At 57.1% G+C, this 16,789-nt stretch carries 20 protein-coding genes and 2 tRNA genes; 8 read left to right on the top strand and 14 right to left on the bottom strand.

The window, feature by feature from the left end:
• The first annotated feature begins 401 nt into the window (after window positions 1–401).
• The 4 genes from BLM14_RS07080 to BLM14_RS07095 all read left to right on the top strand — a co-directional run bounded on the left by BLM14_RS07080 (window position 402) and on the right by BLM14_RS07095 (window position 5,142).
• The gene (locus BLM14_RS07080; RefSeq protein ID WP_099998730.1) at window positions 402–908 is read left to right on the top strand and encodes a Csu type fimbrial protein; all 507 of its coding nucleotides are present in this window, start codon (window positions 402–404) and stop codon (window positions 906–908) included.
• Window positions 909–1,074: 166 nt separating this feature from the next.
• Window positions 1,075–1,794 carry a fimbrial biogenesis chaperone gene (locus BLM14_RS07085; RefSeq protein ID WP_099998731.1) on the top strand — a complete coding sequence of 240 codons (720 nt, stop codon included), beginning with the start codon at window positions 1,075–1,077 and terminating at the stop codon, window positions 1,792–1,794.
• A 19-nt stretch (window positions 1,795–1,813) separates the two neighbouring features.
• Window positions 1,814–4,195, top strand: coding sequence for a fimbria/pilus outer membrane usher protein (locus BLM14_RS07090; RefSeq protein ID WP_237143483.1), 2,382 nt, complete (start codon window positions 1,814–1,816; stop codon window positions 4,193–4,195).
• Window positions 4,192–5,142, top strand: coding sequence for a Csu type fimbrial protein (locus BLM14_RS07095; RefSeq protein ID WP_099998733.1), 951 nt, complete (start codon window positions 4,192–4,194; stop codon window positions 5,140–5,142). The genes BLM14_RS07090 and BLM14_RS07095 overlap by 4 nt, the downstream gene beginning before the upstream one ends.
• 16 nt (window positions 5,143–5,158) lie before the next feature.
• On the opposite strand, the gene BLM14_RS07100 is transcribed toward BLM14_RS07095, so the two are convergent.
• From BLM14_RS07100 to BLM14_RS07110, 3 genes are all read right to left on the bottom strand, one after another.
• Complete coding sequence (locus tag BLM14_RS07100) at window positions 5,159–6,403, bottom strand: GGDEF domain-containing protein (protein ID WP_099998734.1); 1,245 nt, start codon at window positions 6,401–6,403, stop codon at window positions 5,159–5,161.
• Window positions 6,404–6,840: 437 nt separating this feature from the next.
• Window positions 6,841–7,266: a hypothetical protein gene (locus tag BLM14_RS07105; RefSeq protein WP_099998735.1), complete on the bottom strand. Its 426-nt coding sequence runs from the start codon at window positions 7,264–7,266 to the stop codon at window positions 6,841–6,843.
• 93 nt (window positions 7,267–7,359) lie between these two features.
• Entirely contained in the window at window positions 7,360–8,865 is a 1,506-nt protein-coding gene (locus BLM14_RS07110) for an NAD(P)H-hydrate dehydratase (protein WP_099998736.1), read from the bottom strand.
• A 136-nt stretch (window positions 8,866–9,001) separates the two neighbouring features.
• Between BLM14_RS07110 and BLM14_RS07115 the strand changes: the two genes are divergently transcribed.
• Window positions 9,002–9,250 (top strand): DUF2171 domain-containing protein, encoded by a 249-nt coding sequence (locus BLM14_RS07115; RefSeq protein ID WP_099998737.1) that lies wholly within the window; start codon window positions 9,002–9,004, stop codon window positions 9,248–9,250.
• A 47-nt stretch (window positions 9,251–9,297) separates the two neighbouring features.
• Here BLM14_RS07115 and BLM14_RS07120 read toward each other — a convergent pair whose 3' ends face one another.
• The gene (locus tag BLM14_RS07120; protein WP_099998738.1) at window positions 9,298–9,606 is read right to left on the bottom strand and encodes a DUF6665 family protein; all 309 of its coding nucleotides are present in this window, start codon (window positions 9,604–9,606) and stop codon (window positions 9,298–9,300) included.
• 301 nt (window positions 9,607–9,907) lie between these two features.
• On the opposite strand from BLM14_RS07120, the gene BLM14_RS07125 reads away from it, so the two are divergent.
• Window positions 9,908–11,011 (top strand): hypothetical protein, encoded by a 1,104-nt coding sequence (locus tag BLM14_RS07125; RefSeq protein WP_133123921.1) that lies wholly within the window; start codon window positions 9,908–9,910, stop codon window positions 11,009–11,011.
• A gap of 160 nt (window positions 11,012–11,171) precedes the next feature.
• On the opposite strand, the gene BLM14_RS07130 is transcribed toward BLM14_RS07125, so the two are convergent.
• Window positions 11,172–11,246 (bottom strand) — tRNA-Asn (locus tag BLM14_RS07130).
• A gap of 247 nt (window positions 11,247–11,493) precedes the next feature.
• Here BLM14_RS07130 and BLM14_RS07135 point away from each other — a divergent pair.
• A complete protein-coding gene (locus BLM14_RS07135; protein WP_100001082.1) occupies window positions 11,494–11,742 on the top strand; it encodes a hypothetical protein in 249 nt (82 codons plus the stop codon).
• 134 nt (window positions 11,743–11,876) lie between these two features.
• A tRNA-Cys gene (locus BLM14_RS07140) sits at window positions 11,877–11,950 on the top strand.
• A 32-nt stretch (window positions 11,951–11,982) separates the two neighbouring features.
• Here BLM14_RS07140 and BLM14_RS07145 read toward each other — a convergent pair.
• From BLM14_RS07145 to BLM14_RS07180, 9 genes are all read right to left on the bottom strand, one after another.
• Complete coding sequence (locus tag BLM14_RS07145) at window positions 11,983–13,071, bottom strand: site-specific integrase (RefSeq protein ID WP_157929488.1); 1,089 nt, start codon at window positions 13,069–13,071, stop codon at window positions 11,983–11,985.
• Window positions 13,068–13,313, bottom strand: a complete 246-nt coding sequence (locus tag BLM14_RS07150) for a hypothetical protein (protein ID WP_099998741.1) — start codon at window positions 13,311–13,313, stop codon at window positions 13,068–13,070. Before BLM14_RS07150 ends, BLM14_RS07145 begins: the two co-directional genes overlap by 4 nt.
• A 78-nt stretch (window positions 13,314–13,391) precedes the next feature.
• Window positions 13,392–13,745, bottom strand: coding sequence for a hypothetical protein (locus BLM14_RS07155; RefSeq protein ID WP_099998742.1), 354 nt, complete (start codon window positions 13,743–13,745; stop codon window positions 13,392–13,394).
• Window positions 13,745–14,134, bottom strand: a complete 390-nt coding sequence (locus BLM14_RS07160; RefSeq protein ID WP_237143484.1) for a DUF968 domain-containing protein — start codon at window positions 14,132–14,134, stop codon at window positions 13,745–13,747. Before BLM14_RS07160 ends, BLM14_RS07155 begins: the two co-directional genes overlap by 1 nt.
• A gap of 166 nt (window positions 14,135–14,300) precedes the next feature.
• Entirely contained in the window at window positions 14,301–15,275 is a 975-nt protein-coding gene (gene bet, locus BLM14_RS07165; RefSeq protein ID WP_099998743.1) for a phage recombination protein Bet, read from the bottom strand.
• Entirely contained in the window at window positions 15,275–15,793 is a 519-nt protein-coding gene (locus BLM14_RS07170; protein ID WP_099998744.1) for a siphovirus Gp157 family protein, read from the bottom strand. The genes bet and BLM14_RS07170 overlap by 1 nt, the downstream gene beginning before the upstream one ends.
• Complete coding sequence (locus tag BLM14_RS30920; RefSeq protein ID WP_157929489.1) at window positions 15,790–15,963, bottom strand: hypothetical protein; 174 nt, start codon at window positions 15,961–15,963, stop codon at window positions 15,790–15,792. The genes BLM14_RS07170 and BLM14_RS30920 overlap by 4 nt, the downstream gene beginning before the upstream one ends.
• Window positions 15,960–16,160 (bottom strand): hypothetical protein, encoded by a 201-nt coding sequence (locus BLM14_RS07175; protein ID WP_099998745.1) that lies wholly within the window; start codon window positions 16,158–16,160, stop codon window positions 15,960–15,962. Before BLM14_RS07175 ends, BLM14_RS30920 begins: the two co-directional genes overlap by 4 nt.
• Window positions 16,160–16,579, bottom strand: a complete 420-nt coding sequence (locus tag BLM14_RS07180) for a hypothetical protein (protein ID WP_133123922.1) — start codon at window positions 16,577–16,579, stop codon at window positions 16,160–16,162. The genes BLM14_RS07175 and BLM14_RS07180 overlap by 1 nt, the downstream gene beginning before the upstream one ends.
• Window positions 16,580–16,789 lie beyond the last annotated feature (210 nt).

A 16,789-nucleotide genomic window follows, 5' to 3' on the forward strand; every position in this document is an offset into this window, starting at 1 on the left:
CTTACCGACCTTTGAGTGTGGCTTGCCAGTGGGTCTCAGGCTTTGCCGTAAATCCACCGAATGCTGGCATGGGCGATGTGAACATTCGTCTCCAAGTAAATTCAAAAGGTTGTTTCTCGCCATTTTGGGTTGTGTCAATAACTCTGACGCAATTTCAGGAATAATAATATATAAGCTGCAATACATTTTATAATTCAAGCTGAATTAATTTTTGTGTGAAATACTCATATATATATGTATATTATTGAAAAAACTCAATAATTTTGGTTTTCCGAGTTGACGCTATCCGGCAAGTAATTTTAAAGGTATGTTATTATAGAATCAAAACCGGAAGGAAATACTGAATCATTTGTGACGGTCCAAAGATTGTTGCTTTCGCACCAACTTCTTGAGGAGGATAAATGAGTTCCAGCATTTTACTAAACCGTGTCGTCGCGGCGAGCTTTGCTAGTGTTTTGGGCTTTTCCAGCCCGGCTTTATCGGCCACAGCCACTGGAAGTTTTGCGGTCAGGATCACCATTACCCCAGAGTGCAAACTGGTTTCTGCATCAGATCTCGACTTTGGATCGCATGGCGTCATAGACGCCAATGTCGATTCAACGAGTACCATTACCGTGCAGTGCACGACCGGAACGCCGTACAATGTGGGTATCGGGCTTGGTACGGGGGCAGGTGCAACACTTGCCGCCCGTAGAATGACGGGTCCGGCCAGTGCCACGATCGACTACAATCTTTTCCGCGAGTCCACACACACGAATGTCTGGGGTGAGACGATTGGTACGGATACCGTGTCGGCAACTGGAAATGGTGCCACACAGCCTATCACGGTTTATGGGCGCGTTGCGCCACAGACGACGCCAGCCACCGGCGCTTATAGCGATACTGTAGCGGTGACTGTCACATACTGAGAGAGCTTTTGATAATGCCACCCTGACAGGCATCTGACACAGTTTCTGTGCTGCCGGTGCTGACGGACCCAACGTCCGCCGTGCTCCGGTTCTCGAAACCCGCACCACCTGCCTTGTCAGTCTGAATCTCAACCGGCCTCCAAGGACGATTCAAACGGAGAATGAAATGCGAACCATGCTTTATGGCATTGGGGCGATGGGCCTTCTCATGCTATTTTCAGGCATTGCCCAGGCTGCCTCTCTACGTGTGTCTCCCACCAATCTTGAGCTGATCGCACCCGGCAGTGCCGGGGTCCTCACGCTGACAAACGAAGCCAAGCGTCCGATCAATGTGCAGATACGGGTCTTTCGCTGGACGCAGGCGAATGGTGTCGAACAGCTCGAACCCACGAACGATGTGGTGGTCAGTCCGCCATCCACCAGTCTTCCTGCGAACAAGGATTATGCGGTCCGCGTGCTTCGCGTGACCAAGAAGCCGGTCGCGGGCGAGGAGAGTTACCGTGTCATCGTCGATGAATTGCCCGACCCGTCACGCAAAAGGGCCGGCACGGTTACCCTGGTCGTGCGCTATTCGATCCCGGTTTTCTTCAAGGACCAGGATGCGTCGCCGCCAAAAGTAGCCTGGGGGATCGTCAAGTCGAAGGGTTCATTGGTTCTTACCGCGCGCAATGCCGGCGATACGCGGCTCAGGCTTGCCGATGTGCAACTGACCCAGCAGGGCCGTGTGCTCGGCGGGCGCAAGGGGCTGGTTGGCTACGTACTCGGCGGCGCAAGCATGCAATGGCCGATCGGCGCCGGAAAATCCGTTTCTTCCGGAGCAGTCGGGCTGAAGGCGCAAAGCGAGTTCGGACCGCTCAATGCCGACGTTGCGATCAGCGGTCGTTAGAATTGTCGCAACCCTCTGCATGAGCCCGTGCATTCTGACGGCTGGACGGGCACAGGAAGAAGATATTGGTGTGCCTGACCAGACGGTTTCGCAAAGTGTCGAGGCCAAGGATCTCTATCTGGAGGTCTTCATCAATGACGCCTCGACGGAAATGGTTGGCGCTTTCAAACAATTGCCGGGCGGCGGCCTGTCGGTCAGGCCAGAGGAATTGCGGGAAGTCGGAATTGAACCGAACGAAAGCGCGGCAGAGCCCGATGGGTCCATCAGGGTGGATCGCCTGCCTGACGTCCAATTCCGGATCGAAGCCGAAACGCAGCGCCTCTACATCACGACAAATGATGAGGCGCGTGCGGCCAAGGTCATCGACATCAATCCAGAGCCGGACAAGGAGCGCCAAAAGCCCCAATCCAGCTATGGGGCAGTGCTGAACTATTCGCTGTTTGCCAGCACGGACAATTTGATGGACGGAAACGTGAAGCCGTTTCAGGGTATTTCCGGCGGTTTCGATGCGCGATTCTTCAGCCCTTACGGAACACTCAGCCAGTCGTTTACCGCAAGCGCCTCGGAAGGCGAACTGCAGGGCGTGCGCAGGCTCAACACCACCTGGAGCACTTCCGATCCGGAACGTTTGATCACATATCGCGCCGGCGATTTCGTTTCCGGCGGCTTGCCATGGACCCGCCCGGTCTTTCTGGGCGGCATGCAGATCCAGCGGAATTTCACACTGCGGTCCGATCTGGTGACGCTGCCAGTCCCCATACTTGCCGGGACTGCAGCGGTCCCCTCAACGCTCGAAGTCTATACGCAGAACGTCAAGACCTTTAGCGGTGCGGTGCCGTCCGGTCCGTTCGAGGTGACGAATTTTCCCGTTTTTTCGGGGCAGGGCGAGGCGCAGATCGTGCTGCGTGACACGCTTGGACGCGAGACCAGAACGACGTTGCCGTTCTATTCGTCGAGCCTGCTGCTGCGTCAGGGCCTGATCGACTTTTCTACCGAGGTCGGGTTTCCGCGGCGCAATTACGGCACCGAGTCGAATGACTATGCCGGTGACTTGATGGGTGTCGCGACAGCGCGCTACGGCCTGACCAACTGGTTGACGCTGGAAGGTCATTTCGAGGGCGGCGCCGAACTTCTCAATGGCGGGATCGGAGCGGCGTTTCCGCTCGGTGCCTATGGGGTGGGCTCTCTTGCAGCGGCCGGGAGCAGCCATGATGGCGATACGGGCATGATCCTCAATGGCTCGGTGGAACTCACATACAACAACCAATATACGGTGTTTGCCCGCCTGCAGCATGCCTTTGGCGACTATGACGATATCGCGTCGGTTTCCGCCGACGACCAGCTTCTTCCCGTGTTCGACCAGAGCGGCATTCCTTTTTTCAGTGCGCGCGTACCCCGGACACTTGCGCAGGTGACCCTTTCCACACCCGGCCCTTTCGATCGCAGCAATCTCAACTTTTCCTACACGCAACTGGACGTGGATAGCGGCGAAAACAGCAAGATCGTCGGCGTCTCCTACAGTCAGTCCCTGTTCAAGAACAGTTCGTTCTACGCGACGGCTTTCACCGACCTCGAAGACGGGGACAGTTTCGGTATTTTCGCCGGGCTGACCATTCCGTTCGACAACGACATCAATGTTTCAACCGGTTATGAGCAGACGTCCGATGGTCCGGCGGGCTTCATCGACATCGCAAAGTCGGAACGGCAGGAGGTGGGAAGCTATGGCTGGCGCTTGCGGACGAGCGAGGGCGATACGCCAGACCGGTCCGCTGCCGCCAGTTATCGCGGGCGCTACGCCCGGGTCGAGGGAAGCGTGCAGCAATTCGACGACACTGTGCGGGCCAATGCGCAGGTCGATGGCGCGGTTGCCGTCGCGGCGGGCGGGGTCTTTGCAACCAACCGGATCGACGATGCCTTTGCGGTGGTCAATGTCGGTGCGCCGGATGTGGAGGTTTCCTTCGAGAACCGGCCAGCGGGGCGCACGAATGGCAGCGGACGGCTCCTGGTGCCAAACCTTCGGTCCTGGGAGCCCAATACGGTTGCCATCGATCCAAGGAACCTGCCGGTCGACGCCAGTGTCGGCTCCACCCGTGATGTGGTCGTTCCGGCCGACCGCAGCGGCGTGGTCATTGATTTCAATGTGGCCAAGACAACCGCATCGGCGCTGGTCAGCCTTGTGGACCCAGGCGGCAAACCGCTGGAGGCAGGGCTGCGCGGGCATGTGGACGGCACGGCCGAGGAATTTGTCATCGGCTATGACGGCGAAGCCTATATCGGGGCGCTTGGCGCGCAGAACAGTATTGTTGTCGATCTCCTCGATGGCAAGAGTTGCCGCGCGCGGTTTTCATACCGGGCGCAGCGGGGAACCCAAGTCAAGATCAAGCAAGTGGTGTGTTCATGAAACGCTATTTGATTGGAGCGTGCCTTTTCATCTGTCTGAACCTGCTTCCGGCCGCAGCATTGGCGCAGTCGTGCACTTTCAGCACCTCCAACATGGTATTTTCGGGAAGCCCGCTGACGGGCGCTGCCATCAACGGGACGACGAGCCTGACGGCAAACTGTTCCGCGGTCCTCGGCCTGTTTCGCCGCGTTCTTATCTGTCCCAATCTCAACGCAGGCAGTGGCGGTGCAACTGCCTCGGCGCGGACAATGACCGGCCCGGCTTCGCTGAACTATCAGCTCTATCAGGATTCGGCGCGGCAAGTTGTGTGGGGATCGTGGACCTGGGCCTTTGCGCCGCGCCCGCCGGAGTTCTTCGTCGATATACCGGCGCTTGTCGGAAACGGGTCCACCACGGTAACGATGTATGGGCAGGTTCTGGCCAATCAGACCACGGCACCCATTGGCAGTTACTCATCGACATTCTCCGGCGTCCAAACGACGTTCCGCTATCGCTTCAATGATGACGCCGGCTGTGCAAATCCTGCAGGCATACAGGGAACCACCAACTTCACGGTCAGTCTCCAGACCGCCAAGGATTGCCTCGTTTCCGCCCAGAATATCGATTTCGGCAATCGCGGCGTGTTGAGCTCCAATATCGATCAGGACGGACAGGTGACGGTTACCTGCTCGCCCACGACACCCTATGTCGTGGCGCTCAGCCCCGGCGGCGCCAATGCGGGCCCGACCGCCCGCCGGATGACGAAAGGCGCCGAATTCATCACCTATGGTCTCTACAGAAACACGGCAAGAAGCTTGCCGTGGGGCGACACCACCGGCACCAATACGGTAGGCGGAACAGGCACCGGCCTTGCGCAGAACCTGCCGGTCTATGCGCGGATCCCGCCGCAGACGACCCCGACGCCAGGTACCTATAGCGATACGATCATCGTCACGGTGACGTATTGACAATCGGGGCCGTTTGTCAGCCGACGACGACCCTGTTCTTGCCCGACCGCTTCGCGCGGTAGAGCCGTTCGTCGGCACGCCCGAACAACTGGTCGAAACTGTCGCCGTCTCCCGGGTAGTTGGCAACGCCGATACTGACAGTGACGCTCTGGACATTCTGGTGAGGTGCTGCCTCGACAGCCACGCGCAGGCGTTCCGCCATGGCGGACGCGCCTTCCGCCGACAATCCCTGGCACAGGCCGATGAATTCCTCGCCGCCGTAGCGGTAAAAAGGATCGCCTATGCGCATATGGGCCATCATCTTGTGGGCTGCCGATTGCAGGACCCAATCACCGGTCTGATGGCCATAGGTGTCGTTGATGCTTTTGAAATCGTCGAGATCGATGGCGATCAGACTGAAGGTCGTGCCTTCCTTTTTCGCCCGCGCAAACAATTGCGGCCCGTCCGCATCGAGGCTGCGGCGGTCGAGCGCGCCGGTCAGACTGTCACGGCCGGATTCCTCCAGCAATCGCTCATATCTCTCACGATAGGTCAGGGACTCGAAGACCCCTCTGACATTCATGGCAGCGCCATGACCCTTATCCAGGTCGAACCAGCGCAGATAGGCCTCGATCATGCAACTGTAGACGACGGCAGCGGCAATCTTCGCGACCCAGCCGCCGAGAAGAGCCGACATTGGCGTGCCACTGATTGCATGCAGCGCTGCGAAAAAACCGAGCTGGTCAAAGGTGAGGGTCAACGCCGAGGCAACGAAGATGCGGACGATCCTGGCCTTTGCAAAGAAGCGGCCCAGTCTTTCGTAGAGCAGAATGACGGCAATGGAATCGAGGAAGAGCAGGGCTGTTCCCCAGATCATCAGGGAGCCCATCTCGTCAACGAACTGCATATCGGGCTGGCGGCCCGGCATGGCGTGCAGCGTTTCATGATTGCGCGCGATCATGATTAGCCCCACCAGCAGGAAGTTGCCGATGAGAAGGCCGTAGATTGGCTGGCGCACGACCAGGGCGTCCTCCTTGATGTAGAGGAGCAGGATCATCATCAGCTTGCCGCTGAACAGCACCGTCGAGCCCGGCGAAATGATACCGAATGGAAGCTGGATATAGAAAACCGCGGCAAGATAGGTTTCAAGGAAGTGCATCACGCCGAGCGCACAAACGAATATGCCGAGGCCATAGCGGTTGCGGCCATGCAGAAGGGCCGTCATCACACCGAAATAGAGCAGCGATTCAGACAGGAGCAATAAAATATTGGATGTAATCATCGACTATTCTGCAATTGGAACAAGCGGATGTAATACCATACCAATTGCTAAGGGACCTTTGATAATCTCAGCCTGACGGCCCGATCCGATTTTATGCGCTCCCGGTGTTCATGGACCAGGAACTGCGAAAACCGCAACAGCTGTCGCAAGTCTCTGACGCCAAGTATCGATTGTATGATTGGCCGTTCTATTACTGGAGAAGAAGCGCCGAAAAAGCAAAAGGCCGGGAGCTACCCGACCTTCCTAAACTTACCTCAACATCAGTGCCAGTACATCCGTGGTCAAAAATGGAAATAAGCTATTCGCTATGTGTAATCATTAGCCTGTCATTGCGACAGAATAATGACGGGTAGAAATTTGGAAGCGCGTACGCCGAACAAATCGCGCTTGGGAACAAGGTGAACGATCATGGTAAAGACAGGGTTAATAGATCGGCGTTAATTGGATGAAACTGGTCCAAGCATCCTGTCCTGGTTCGCCCGTCCGCCTATGCAACTGTAGCGGACCTCATAGCGGGGATCCATGATGGCCGTCACATCCTGCGCCGTGCAGGTGCGTCCCGTGCTGCGCAGAAACTGTTCGGCGGCATCGCGATAGACAACAGGAGGTGTCGCTACGAGGCTGTTGGCGACGCCCATTCCAAGGCCACGGACGAAACCTTCCGTTGTCTTTCCGGCGGCACCGGGTCCTATCATCAAGCGCCCGCGGGCCGGATTGTCGATTATCTCGAATGACTGGCCGCGTTCGGTCGTGAACTGTTGCTGGGGAAGGCCGCCATAATTCGATTTGGCGTAGTCGATTCCGGCGCACCCGCTGAGCGCAGCCACGAGGAGAGGGGCCGTCAGCCGCAAAAACAGTTTCATGATTCACTCCGGTTTTTCGTTGGCTGCCAAATGTCTTTCAGGGCAGTTTGCGTCATTGGCAGTCAACGGTCCATTTCGTGGATGGTTCCCGTATCACTCCTCGATCAGATTGCCCAGCAGACCGGCGATGACCTTTGCGGCGGCGGCAGGAAGGTCCTCGGCGATCAGGCCAAAGCCGAGACGTCGCGCGGCAGCGCCGTGAATGAAGACCGCCGCGCAAGCGGCCTCATAGGGCGGCATGCCTTGCGCCAACAATCCCCCGGTAAGGCCCGCGAGAACGTCACCGGAGCCCGCCGTTGCCAGGAGCGGCGTGCCATTGGCGTTGATGGCCGCGCGGCCATCCGGCGATGCTATCACCGTATCGGCGCCCTTGTAGACGATGACCGCACCGGCGCGGACAGCGGCAGCACGGGCTCTTTCAAGTTTGGACGGCATTTTGGTTTCGACGACATCGGGAAACAGCCGCTTGAATTCGCCTTCATGCGGCGTCAACACCAGTCTGGTCGATGGCGATTTCCGTGCCGCAGCGAAGAGAATGTCCGGATGATCCTGAAATGACGTCATTGCGTCGGCGTCGAAGACCAGTTTGTCCGCTTGATCCTGCAGCAGCGAAAGAGCGAATTTGCGAGCCGTTTCGCCAATGCCGAAACCGGGGCCGAGCACGAAGGCGGACGGTTTTCGCTTTTCGATGAACGAGCGCAGATCCTCCATATGATCGCAGCGGCTGAGCATGATCGAGGTGAGGTGGGCGGCGTTGACAGCGAGAGCCTCGGCCGGCGACAGCAGCGTCACCGCGCCCGCGCCGCTTCTTGCTGCGGCAAGGGCCGAGAGCCGCGCGGCGCCGGTCGCGGTCGCATCGCCGGAAAACACCGCCACATGGCCGCGCCTGTATTTATGTGTGTCGACGTCCGGCGCCGGAAGCAGCTTTTGCCAGAGCGCCGGCGTGTTTTCGAAACAGCGCGGCTGAAGTGTGTCCAGAACATCATCTGCGATGCCGATATCAGCAACGATCAGATCACCGCACAAAGTGCGTCCAGGGTAGAGCAGGTGCCCCGGCTTCTTGCGAAAGAAGGTGGTCGTGCAGTGCGCCTTGAAGACGGGCCCGAGCGGCTGGCCGCTAAAGCCATCGAGGCCTGACGGAACGTCCACCGCCACGCGGCGTACCGGCGCATCATTGGCGCGGGCGATTGCAACTGCAACCTTGCCCGTGACCGGCCTGTCGAGGCCCGCACCAAACAGGGCGTCGACAACGAGGCTTTTGTCTGCCGGGTGGAATCCGTCAATCGGGCGAGGCTTGAGCGGGCAGTCTGCCAATGCACGCGCTGCGTCGGTTCCGGGCTTGGGTTCGCCCGCAGACCAGATATACACGCGCGCGCCGCTCTCGGCGAGGATGCGGGCAATGACATAGCCATCGCCACCATTGTTGCCGGGTCCGCACAGGATATGGAATTCGGCTATGTCGCCCTGTCGGGCGAGGAGATGGCGGGCGATGGCAGTGCCGGCGTTCAGCATCAGACCGTAGCCGTCGCCCGGGCCAGCCGCGATGGTCAGCCTGTCTGCCTCACCCATCTCGCGGGGCGTCAAAATCTCGTAAGCCATTGCGGAGCGACACCTTCTTTACGGAATATGCCAGCCACACTAGTGATTTCACATCCATCCCGAAAGCCTTCAACGCGGCCATGCATCCAAAGCTCGCTTCATGCGTTCCTGACCTGGCACCTTTGGAGGGAATGTCATGACTGAAACACGCATCAAGGAACATATGGAAGTAATCGGCGCCGACGGCGTCCATGTCGGCACCGTCGACCGCCTCGAGGGCGGGCGGATCAAGCTGACGAAGAAAGACAGCGGCGAGGGCTCGCACAAGGGTCACCACCACTACATTTCGATATCGCTGATCGCGGAAGTTGAGGGCAACAAGGTTCGCCTCTCCGCCAATTCCGATGTCGCGGTGATGTTCGAGGAAGAAGCGTCGGAGAAATAAACTTCCATGACCAATGCAAGGCTGCTGCGGCCAACAGGCAGGTATTGCTAGGCAGCACCCAGCCGCACCAGCACGGCGCGCGGAATGCCATAATGGCGGATGGGGTCGTCGTGATTGCGCAGGCCGCACAGTTCGCGCTGGATGAAATAGGCATGCACCGCTTGCGCGGCGGCCTTGAGACATAATTGCCGCTCCGTGTCCGTCGCCGCGTTCAATCTCTCCAGTGTCTGCTCGACCTTTTGTCCGGCGCGGCCGAGGGCGGCGGCCATTTCGCCCATGATCTCCATATCGATGGCACTGGGCGGGCTGTTTCTGTCGAAACGGGACGAAATGCTTTGTGGCGGTCGAAAGGACATGGTTGATTTTGTCGGTAATTTACAGGGTTCGACGAAGCGGCCCCAGTGGCCGGCGAGCGCCTGATAATTCGAGCACAGAGTTGAAGGTGGTGCAAGCGCGGGGTACGCTGCGGCGTGCCACCGTTGGAGCGTTCCATCGGAAGTAGTTCCCTTTGAACCCTTAAGTCGGCATGGCACTTGTCGATGATGATGATGTCGCTGTAACATTCATGGGTATTGCAACAGGTACATTCCTTCCTTGCGCGACAAAACACGTCAACAGAACCGACACCCTGGCCTCCTTGATCGTCGAACTTTGCTGATGTCAATTTCTCTTGGCCCCGGTCTTGGCATATTAAGACTGGCTGGCTCCAGGGCCAGTGTGGTCCATGGTTCCATGGGCTTCGCATGGAAGGGTGCTGCGGCTGAAATCAGGGTATCACCCGCAAAGACGACGCGCCGCGGCCTGTGGGTCTGGGATTATACGACTGTCATTGCCACGACCAACGAGAAGAACATTCTGCTGAATGAATGCGTCAACAGTTCTATCACGGACCTGTACTGTTTCACTACAGAGGCGCTGATTACGGCACATGCAGCAGCGATGCGCGGTTTCAATGCGCAGGCTAGTGGGTTGGGCATTCGAGTGTGGGGTCTAGACGGCGACCGCGACTATTTTTCTGACGGTTCCGGATACTCCAACCTCTTCGCCAATATAGACGCGGTAATAGCGTTCAATGCAGCCTCGACCACGGCAGAGAAGTTTTGCGGTTTCCAGATCGACAACGAACCGCCTGATAACAACGGCCTCACGACGTTTCATAATGACATAGCATCATCTGCGCTCTCGACGACACCAGGTTCCGGCGTCTGGCAGAGCACGCAGGAACTCGACCGTGAATACCTCATGCGCGATTGGGTCGAAATGCACAAGCAATGCAAGAGCCGCTGCGCCAACAATGGCTTGCTCTTCGCTTCTGCACTGCCCAACTGGTTCGATGCTTATTTTGGCGAGCCGATAACCTGTATCTTCGACCACCTGGATGGGGCAGGGGCGATCAGTCAAAATGTGTTTCTGCATCTGGCTCGTTATATCGACGTCGGTGCATCCATGACCTATGTGACCACGGCCTCCAAGCTGATCGAAAAAATCCGCTACGAGGTCAACAGGGCCAACACCATCGTACCACCGACGCAGATCGGCAATTCGATCGAGACCGTAACGGGCGTCGGCTCCGGTGCTTCCTACGGCGACACGGTAGGCAAGCAGACCAAGGCTGCAGCGCTTGCTGACCTTGCTGCGGCCGCTGCTGCATATTCAGGCGATCCGGCCTATAGCTGGACCAACATTCATGACTGGTCGGGGTGGAAGGCCCTGAGCCCGGCGTCAACAAACACATCGACACCAACATCGCCGCCCTATTGAGCAGTGGAACCGTATGAGCTTCGATCCCGGCTGCGTCATCGATGGCTATGCGGAAGCGGTCAGAATGGGTCGGTATGCAGGTACGACACGCGGAACGTGTTCGGGGAGGCTGCCTAATAGCTCAAAGACATCAACGTGGTAAGGAGGTTTGTCTGATGACTGGCTCCCCGGGCCGGATTCGAACCAGCGACCGATCGGTTAACAGCCGATTGCTCTACCACTGAGCTACCGGGGAACATCTACTTTGTCATCAGCGATGTGGCCTATAGCAAAAGGGTTTGGCTTTTGCAAAGGACCATTTCGATTTTTTTCGATGAATGTGCATAACAAAACGATGACATGCCGCGACAGGCTTCCTACATCGGGGTCTGACACCGCTATTCAACTGGAAGAGAAGACTTTTGTCAGAAGGCCCGGAATATCCCGATGAACCCGCGCATACGGCGCACTACCAGCACGGCGCGCACAAAAAGCGCCGGCACATGCGCATCTTTGGCCGGCATGTTCCCGTGCCGCAATCGGTGGCAATGCGCCGCACGCTTGGCGGTCTGCTGATCGCCGGCGGCACGCTCGGCTTTCTGCCTGTCCTCGGATTCTGGATGGTTCCCCTGGGGCTCGTCGTCCTGTCGCACGATTCGGCAATCGTGCGGCGCAAGCGCCGGCAGATCGAAGTCAAGCTTGGCCGCCGCTGGAAGGGCCGCTGGTTTGGTACGGACAAGAGCGAAAGCTGAGCTGAGCATTTGTTCCAATAATCGATTCCGATTTTTGGGGGTATGCGCTGGAATGGCTTGACTAGCTTCGCAGCCTTCCATATTGAACCAATCCGTGAATTCAACGGGTTATCTTGATAGCCTGACGACTTTGAGGCCTCGTGGCGGAGTGGTTACGCAGAGGACTGCAAATCCTTGCACCCCGGTTCGATTCCGGGCGAGGCCTCCATAGTCAGACGTCACCACCCCAACTAACTGATTTTACTTATCTTTTCTTCGGGTGTGGCAGTCTGGGACACCACCCCCTTCGTCAGGGTGTGGCAATACGTTCCCCATTTCACCCCAATCAATCTTCGAAACAGCCTGTCTTGCCAGCCTCGCGCGTCGAGCATTCCGCGTATAGATTTTTGAGGTCTTGGCATCCTTCCAGCCGAACATCCCCTCAAGCATCAAATCGGTGGCTTCGTTCTCCGCCATGTTGGTCGCCAGTCCCTTTCGAACGCTGTGCGCGCTCAAGTGGGGAAGCCCGGCTTGTGTAAACCAATCCGACACCCGGTTCCCCAAACCCTTGATGGAGAACGGCCGGTCATATTCGGTCACCATGTAAGTCAGGCCTTTGACTGGATGCAGCGAAAGAACGGCATCCAGAATCGGGTGTACGGGTATCTGTAGGGTCGTCGGATGCTTGTTGCGGCCCTTGAACACCCGGAACGTCAAAAGATCGCCACGGCGGTGCTGTGGGCCGATTGCGGCCAGATCAGAGACGCGCACTCCAGTGAACATAAGAATGGTCAGGCCAAGTACGGCCTTTGATTCCTTGCCGTGATGTTTGACATATTGCGCTATATCGTCATCTCGCATCGTAGCGTGACCATCGGTCTGGGCCCGAAAGGGTGACACCAGCTTGGCGGTATTCACCTTGACCAATGGTTTCGGCTTTGCCGCTTTCCCCGCTTCGAATATCTGCCGCAGAACCTTCAGGCGCTCATCGGCAGCGAAGGGCGTTTCCTTTTTCCGATCACGCAGCTTTTCGATGTTCTCTGCATCGAGCGCTTCAAGCGGCATGTTTGCGAATAGGAATGCCTTGCTCTGGAGATAATGCGAGCACAGGTAGTGAAACGTACCCGGCCGGGCAACCTTCGCCAGTACCTGTTTCTCTGTATAGGTCTTCTCAGGAGCGTCGAGACCGTTGCGGGCCTTCCAGTACTCCACCGTGAATTCCTCGCTGTGCGGGTCATCCGGCAGCCGGCAGATGCGCTTTCCATCAAACCGGAAGTAATAGCGATCCTTACCGTGGCGGTTCGGATTATATTCGATATACGGTAGGTCGATTGTCGCCACGTCGTTCATGCCGACGCTCTCCAATTCGAAACATCGACCTCCTGTTCCCCGTCGACAGGCCATTCTGCCATTGCGGCTTCAAGTTCGGCGATACGCCAGAACTTGCGGGAATGCCAACGGCGAGGGCGGGGCAGCATGCCCTCCTTGACCATCTCATCCACTGTGTTCGGCGCAACACCGATAGCAAGCGCAACTTCGGTCCTGTTTAGACCAAGGCGCGGGACATTGCGGATGATGTCAATCTTACCCATGCGGGTTATCCCCGCTATCCTGCTTGTCCACCGTCTCGGTGATCTGCTCGAACTGCTTCATTCTTTCGGGGAGCGCTGTCATGCTGAAACCTCATCGAGCCGAGCCAGCAGCCTTCGAAGGTGAACGCGATCTCTGTCGGATTGAACGGAACAGGGATTATCGAGCGTGCGTTGAAACGAATGGCGGAAATATTCTACGGCGGATTCGAGCGCGGCTTCAGCGGATGGATAGCTGCCATAGAAAGGACCGCCCATTCCCATGTAGCTGATCTGATAACCGACCTGTTTCGCCCAGGTGCCATTATCGTTCTGCATCACGGCTATCTCGCAATGCGGACCATAGGTCTTGTCCGTCAGATCAATGCGAAACCTTGTCGGTTCGGCTGCCGTAAAGGCCGGACGCATGAAATCGAAGGCGGTTTGTGTGGTCATCACCGCCTCGCTTCTCGAATGATGGATTCTGCAGCCTGTTCGTCACCGGTAGCGCGCCACAGCGCCATTGCGACCAGAACGGGATCGATACCCTTCTCGCGCCACCAAAGCTCTTCGTCGCCGAAGTCGTGCTGTTCGCGATGCATTTTTTGGGAGAGGGGAACTACCCACTGATCGTCTGGCTTTTCACCGGCGCCGGTTGTGCGCTTTCCCCATCGCATGTTGCCGTACCGGATATGCGCGGCTTCCACGTCACGAGCGCCTGTCACGAGACAGGGCAGGGAGCGTATAAATTTGAGGTGAGCTTCAACGTGCTGTCGCGGTTGCTTCTTCGTGCTCGGTTTGGTGATTGAGAATGCCGTTGGGAGTCTGCGAACAGCCGATGCCATCAGTGTGCCTCCCATTTCTCAGCCGTAAGGACAATGTCGAGGTGCTTGGCCAAAGCGTCTTCGCTTGTCGCAACATCGTGCTTCAAACGAGCGTGGGTCGCCTCGTACCGTTCTGCGATCTTGCGAGAGCGCCTGACCTCATGGGGAGCGTGGAGAGGGATGGAGGTCATGCGGCCTCACTTTGCATCGCTCTACGCTTCGCAGCCGCTTCGATGAGTTTTTTCAGTTCAAGCGCGTCGGTCGGCGATTTTGCCCAGAACGTCCGCAATGGATCGCGATTTGCATCCGCCCATTTGGCGACGGTTGCCGCATCGCTTTCATTGATGAACTGCTCGGCGCGATCGAAGAACTTGCCAACAGGCACGTTCTCAAGAACCCATCCGTCGCCCCAGGTGACGGTGATCGCGTCGTTGCCAGCGATCAGCTTCAATCGGTTTTCTTCGCGCTCATGCTCGACAATTTCGGAAGCGGTCAGGTCCAACATCTTGGCGCGATCCAGTTCGGCCTCGTCATATAGGCCGGTGAACTGCTCGGGCCATCCAGCGCGAAGCGCCTGCATTTCGGCGCACTTGGCAATCATGAGCCGAGGCATGCGGCACCAATTGCCGGAATCGTCAAGCATCAACCGGGTGTCCCCAACTGGCTTTTTCATTTTCTTCGGCTTGCCGCTGTCTTCCCAAACTTCGCCGGTATCGACCCATTCGTATTCATCCGCGCCGGTCTTGATTGGCGCAAACTCTTCCCAATAAGCCTGACCGGCGACTTCAAACCATTGGGTGGTTTTGGGATCCCGCTTCCAAAGATACGTTGTGACCGAGACGATGCCTTGCGGGTTTGTTGACCCTTTCAGTTCAGTATCGAGTTCGTAGACTGGCGGCTTGCTTGCCGGCCTGTAGTCACCGCATCGCTGTGCGATAACCCGTTGGCCGTCGCGGCTGATGATGATGGTCATCTTCCGTTTCTTCGCATCGTCCTTTGAGAAGATCATGGGAATGATCTGCCCTAGAAACGGATCAAGACCTTTGGCGCGCGCAACTTCAATGAACAGATCGAACTCACCCGCATTGCAGTCTTTGGCAACGGTGTTCTGGATCAGGGCAATCTGCCGCGACGAATGCGCGAATGGAGCAATGGCGTTCATTATTTCCTCCTGATGTTGATGGAGATGGAACCGTTGTCGAGGTGGGCGCCTGGAACTTCTTCCTGAGCTTCAAGCGCCTCTTTGAGCGCTTTCTTGTCGAGCTTCGGTTCGACCTTAGGGATCGTCCAGAACGTGGCCGGAATGTCCGCTTCGTTGTCGATGACGATGTTAGCCTTGCGCTTGGCGAGATAGATCGTGGCCGTTGGAAGCGTGACCTTTTCCTGCTCGGTGATGATCAAAGCCTGTTCAATGGATGCTCGAAGACGTTCAGCCCGTTGCTCGATCACCTTGCGGCGATCTGCAAACGCTTCTTCCTTTGCCTTTAGTCCAGTAACCAGAACCTCGCACTCATCGATCTGTGCCAGTGCTTCATCGATTGCTTCAAGCAGAGAGGTCTCACCTTCGATGGCACTCTCGACAATCTCCTGATCGTCGGCATCGCCGCTTTCTTTTAGACCGGCCAATAGTCGCTTTGCTGCCTCCGCTTGCCGGTGCAAAATATGGGATGCATCGCTCATGCCAATTCCTTGCGTTCGAAAAGTGAGTGATAGGTGCGCTTCAATGCTCGCCGGACGACGTCGTTCGGCTCGTTGAGAAGGCGATCTTCGATGTGCTGCAGGGCTTCCTCACGGGAGAGGCGTTGAATGCATGCCAGTTCGGCAGCGATACAGATTTGTTCCGCTGTCATTTCGAACCGTGCGCATTGCCGTTGCTGTCATGGCTGCCGCCGCGCGTTGGGCAGTCGTAGTAACCACTGGCGCAAGAGCGTTCTTGGTATGCCTCAACCGACGTTCCGGTTCGTGGCGTCCAGCTGTTGTAAGTGCCGCAGCCTGATAGAATCGCACCGGTGGCGATGGCGACTGAAATTGTTGAGAGCATTTTCATCAGTTCGCCCTCGTCTTGTAGCCAGCGATAATGATGAAGGTTTCGCGAGCAAGGAGCTCTTCAACGTCCCGCATGTGGCCAAGCAATGAATACTGTTCGACCATCTGTTCGGCTGCTTGGCGGTTAAGAGGGATCAGAACCTCAAGCTGTTGGTAGACACTCCAGATACCGCTTGGAAACTTGGTGATGGCAAATGCCGTTTCCAGATCGCCGGTCTGGTTTGCACAGTCGGTGCAGAGAGACGAAGCGGTATTGCTGAACTTGGTGCGTACCCAAAAGGCGGCGCGGTCACTGTCAGCCGCCTCGCAAGCGAATTTGATTGAATTGGTATCACCCGGCGTGCGGAGGGCGTCGCAAAGCGCTTCAATGCAAGCCCTTGTGTCTGTCCGTGATTGGAAATCGTGGTTGATGAAGTTCATTGCATCCATCCGTTGTTCGGTGGATGTAGTGTGCATAACGCACACAATTGTGTCAATAAGAAAAGTGCATTAAGCACATTAATGCCGCGAAGGGCACAAAGCACAGAAATTGTGCGAGTACTGACGCAGTCAAAAACGTCCGAAGGCGTTCCTACTCTTCCCTACAAGGGACATCCCGTCGGTTGGTCATGCTGGTTTGCCGCGGTCCCC

The sequence above is a fragment of the Phyllobacterium zundukense genome (assembly GCF_002764115.1).
In the GTDB taxonomy this organism is placed as follows: Bacteria; Pseudomonadota; Alphaproteobacteria; order Rhizobiales; family Rhizobiaceae; genus Phyllobacterium; species Phyllobacterium zundukense.

Bases quoted from the DNA above. Each gene is read 5' to 3' on its own strand.
- BLM14_RS07080 (WP_099998730.1), top strand. From the start codon at position 402: ATGAGTTCCAGCATTTTACTAAACCGTGTCGTCGCGGCGAGCTTTGCT.
- BLM14_RS07085 (WP_099998731.1), top strand. From the start codon at position 1,075: ATGCGAACCATGCTTTATGGCATTGGGGCGATGGGCCTTCTCATGCTA.
- BLM14_RS07090 (WP_237143483.1), top strand. From the start codon at position 1,814: ATGAGCCCGTGCATTCTGACGGCTGGACGGGCACAGGAAGAAGATATT.
- BLM14_RS07095 (WP_099998733.1), top strand. From the start codon at position 4,192: ATGAAACGCTATTTGATTGGAGCGTGCCTTTTCATCTGTCTGAACCTG.
- BLM14_RS07100 (WP_099998734.1), bottom strand. From the start codon at position 6,403: ATGATTACATCCAATATTTTATTGCTCCTGTCTGAATCGCTGCTCTAT.
- BLM14_RS07105 (WP_099998735.1), bottom strand. From the start codon at position 7,266: ATGAAACTGTTTTTGCGGCTGACGGCCCCTCTCCTCGTGGCTGCGCTC.
- BLM14_RS07110 (WP_099998736.1), bottom strand. From the start codon at position 8,865: ATGGCTTACGAGATTTTGACGCCCCGCGAGATGGGTGAGGCAGACAGG.
- BLM14_RS07115 (WP_099998737.1), top strand. From the start codon at position 9,002: ATGACTGAAACACGCATCAAGGAACATATGGAAGTAATCGGCGCCGAC.
- BLM14_RS07120 (WP_099998738.1), bottom strand. From the start codon at position 9,606: ATGTCCTTTCGACCGCCACAAAGCATTTCGTCCCGTTTCGACAGAAAC.
- BLM14_RS07125 (WP_133123921.1), top strand. From the start codon at position 9,908: ATGTCAATTTCTCTTGGCCCCGGTCTTGGCATATTAAGACTGGCTGGC.
- BLM14_RS07135 (WP_100001082.1), top strand. From the start codon at position 11,494: ATGCGCATCTTTGGCCGGCATGTTCCCGTGCCGCAATCGGTGGCAATG.
- BLM14_RS07145 (WP_157929488.1), bottom strand. From the start codon at position 13,071: ATGAACGACGTGGCGACAATCGACCTACCGTATATCGAATATAATCCG.
- BLM14_RS07150 (WP_099998741.1), bottom strand. From the start codon at position 13,313: ATGGGTAAGATTGACATCATCCGCAATGTCCCGCGCCTTGGTCTAAAC.
- BLM14_RS07155 (WP_099998742.1), bottom strand. From the start codon at position 13,745: ATGACCACACAAACCGCCTTCGATTTCATGCGTCCGGCCTTTACGGCA.
- BLM14_RS07160 (WP_237143484.1), bottom strand. From the start codon at position 14,134: ATGGCATCGGCTGTTCGCAGACTCCCAACGGCATTCTCAATCACCAAA.
- bet (WP_099998743.1), bottom strand. From the start codon at position 15,275: ATGAACGCCATTGCTCCATTCGCGCATTCGTCGCGGCAGATTGCCCTG.
- BLM14_RS07170 (WP_099998744.1), bottom strand. From the start codon at position 15,793: ATGAGCGATGCATCCCATATTTTGCACCGGCAAGCGGAGGCAGCAAAG.
- BLM14_RS30920 (WP_157929489.1), bottom strand. From the start codon at position 15,963: ATGACAGCGGAACAAATCTGTATCGCTGCCGAACTGGCATGCATTCAA.
- BLM14_RS07175 (WP_099998745.1), bottom strand. From the start codon at position 16,160: ATGAAAATGCTCTCAACAATTTCAGTCGCCATCGCCACCGGTGCGATT.
- BLM14_RS07180 (WP_133123922.1), bottom strand. From the start codon at position 16,579: ATGAACTTCATCAACCACGATTTCCAATCACGGACAGACACAAGGGCT.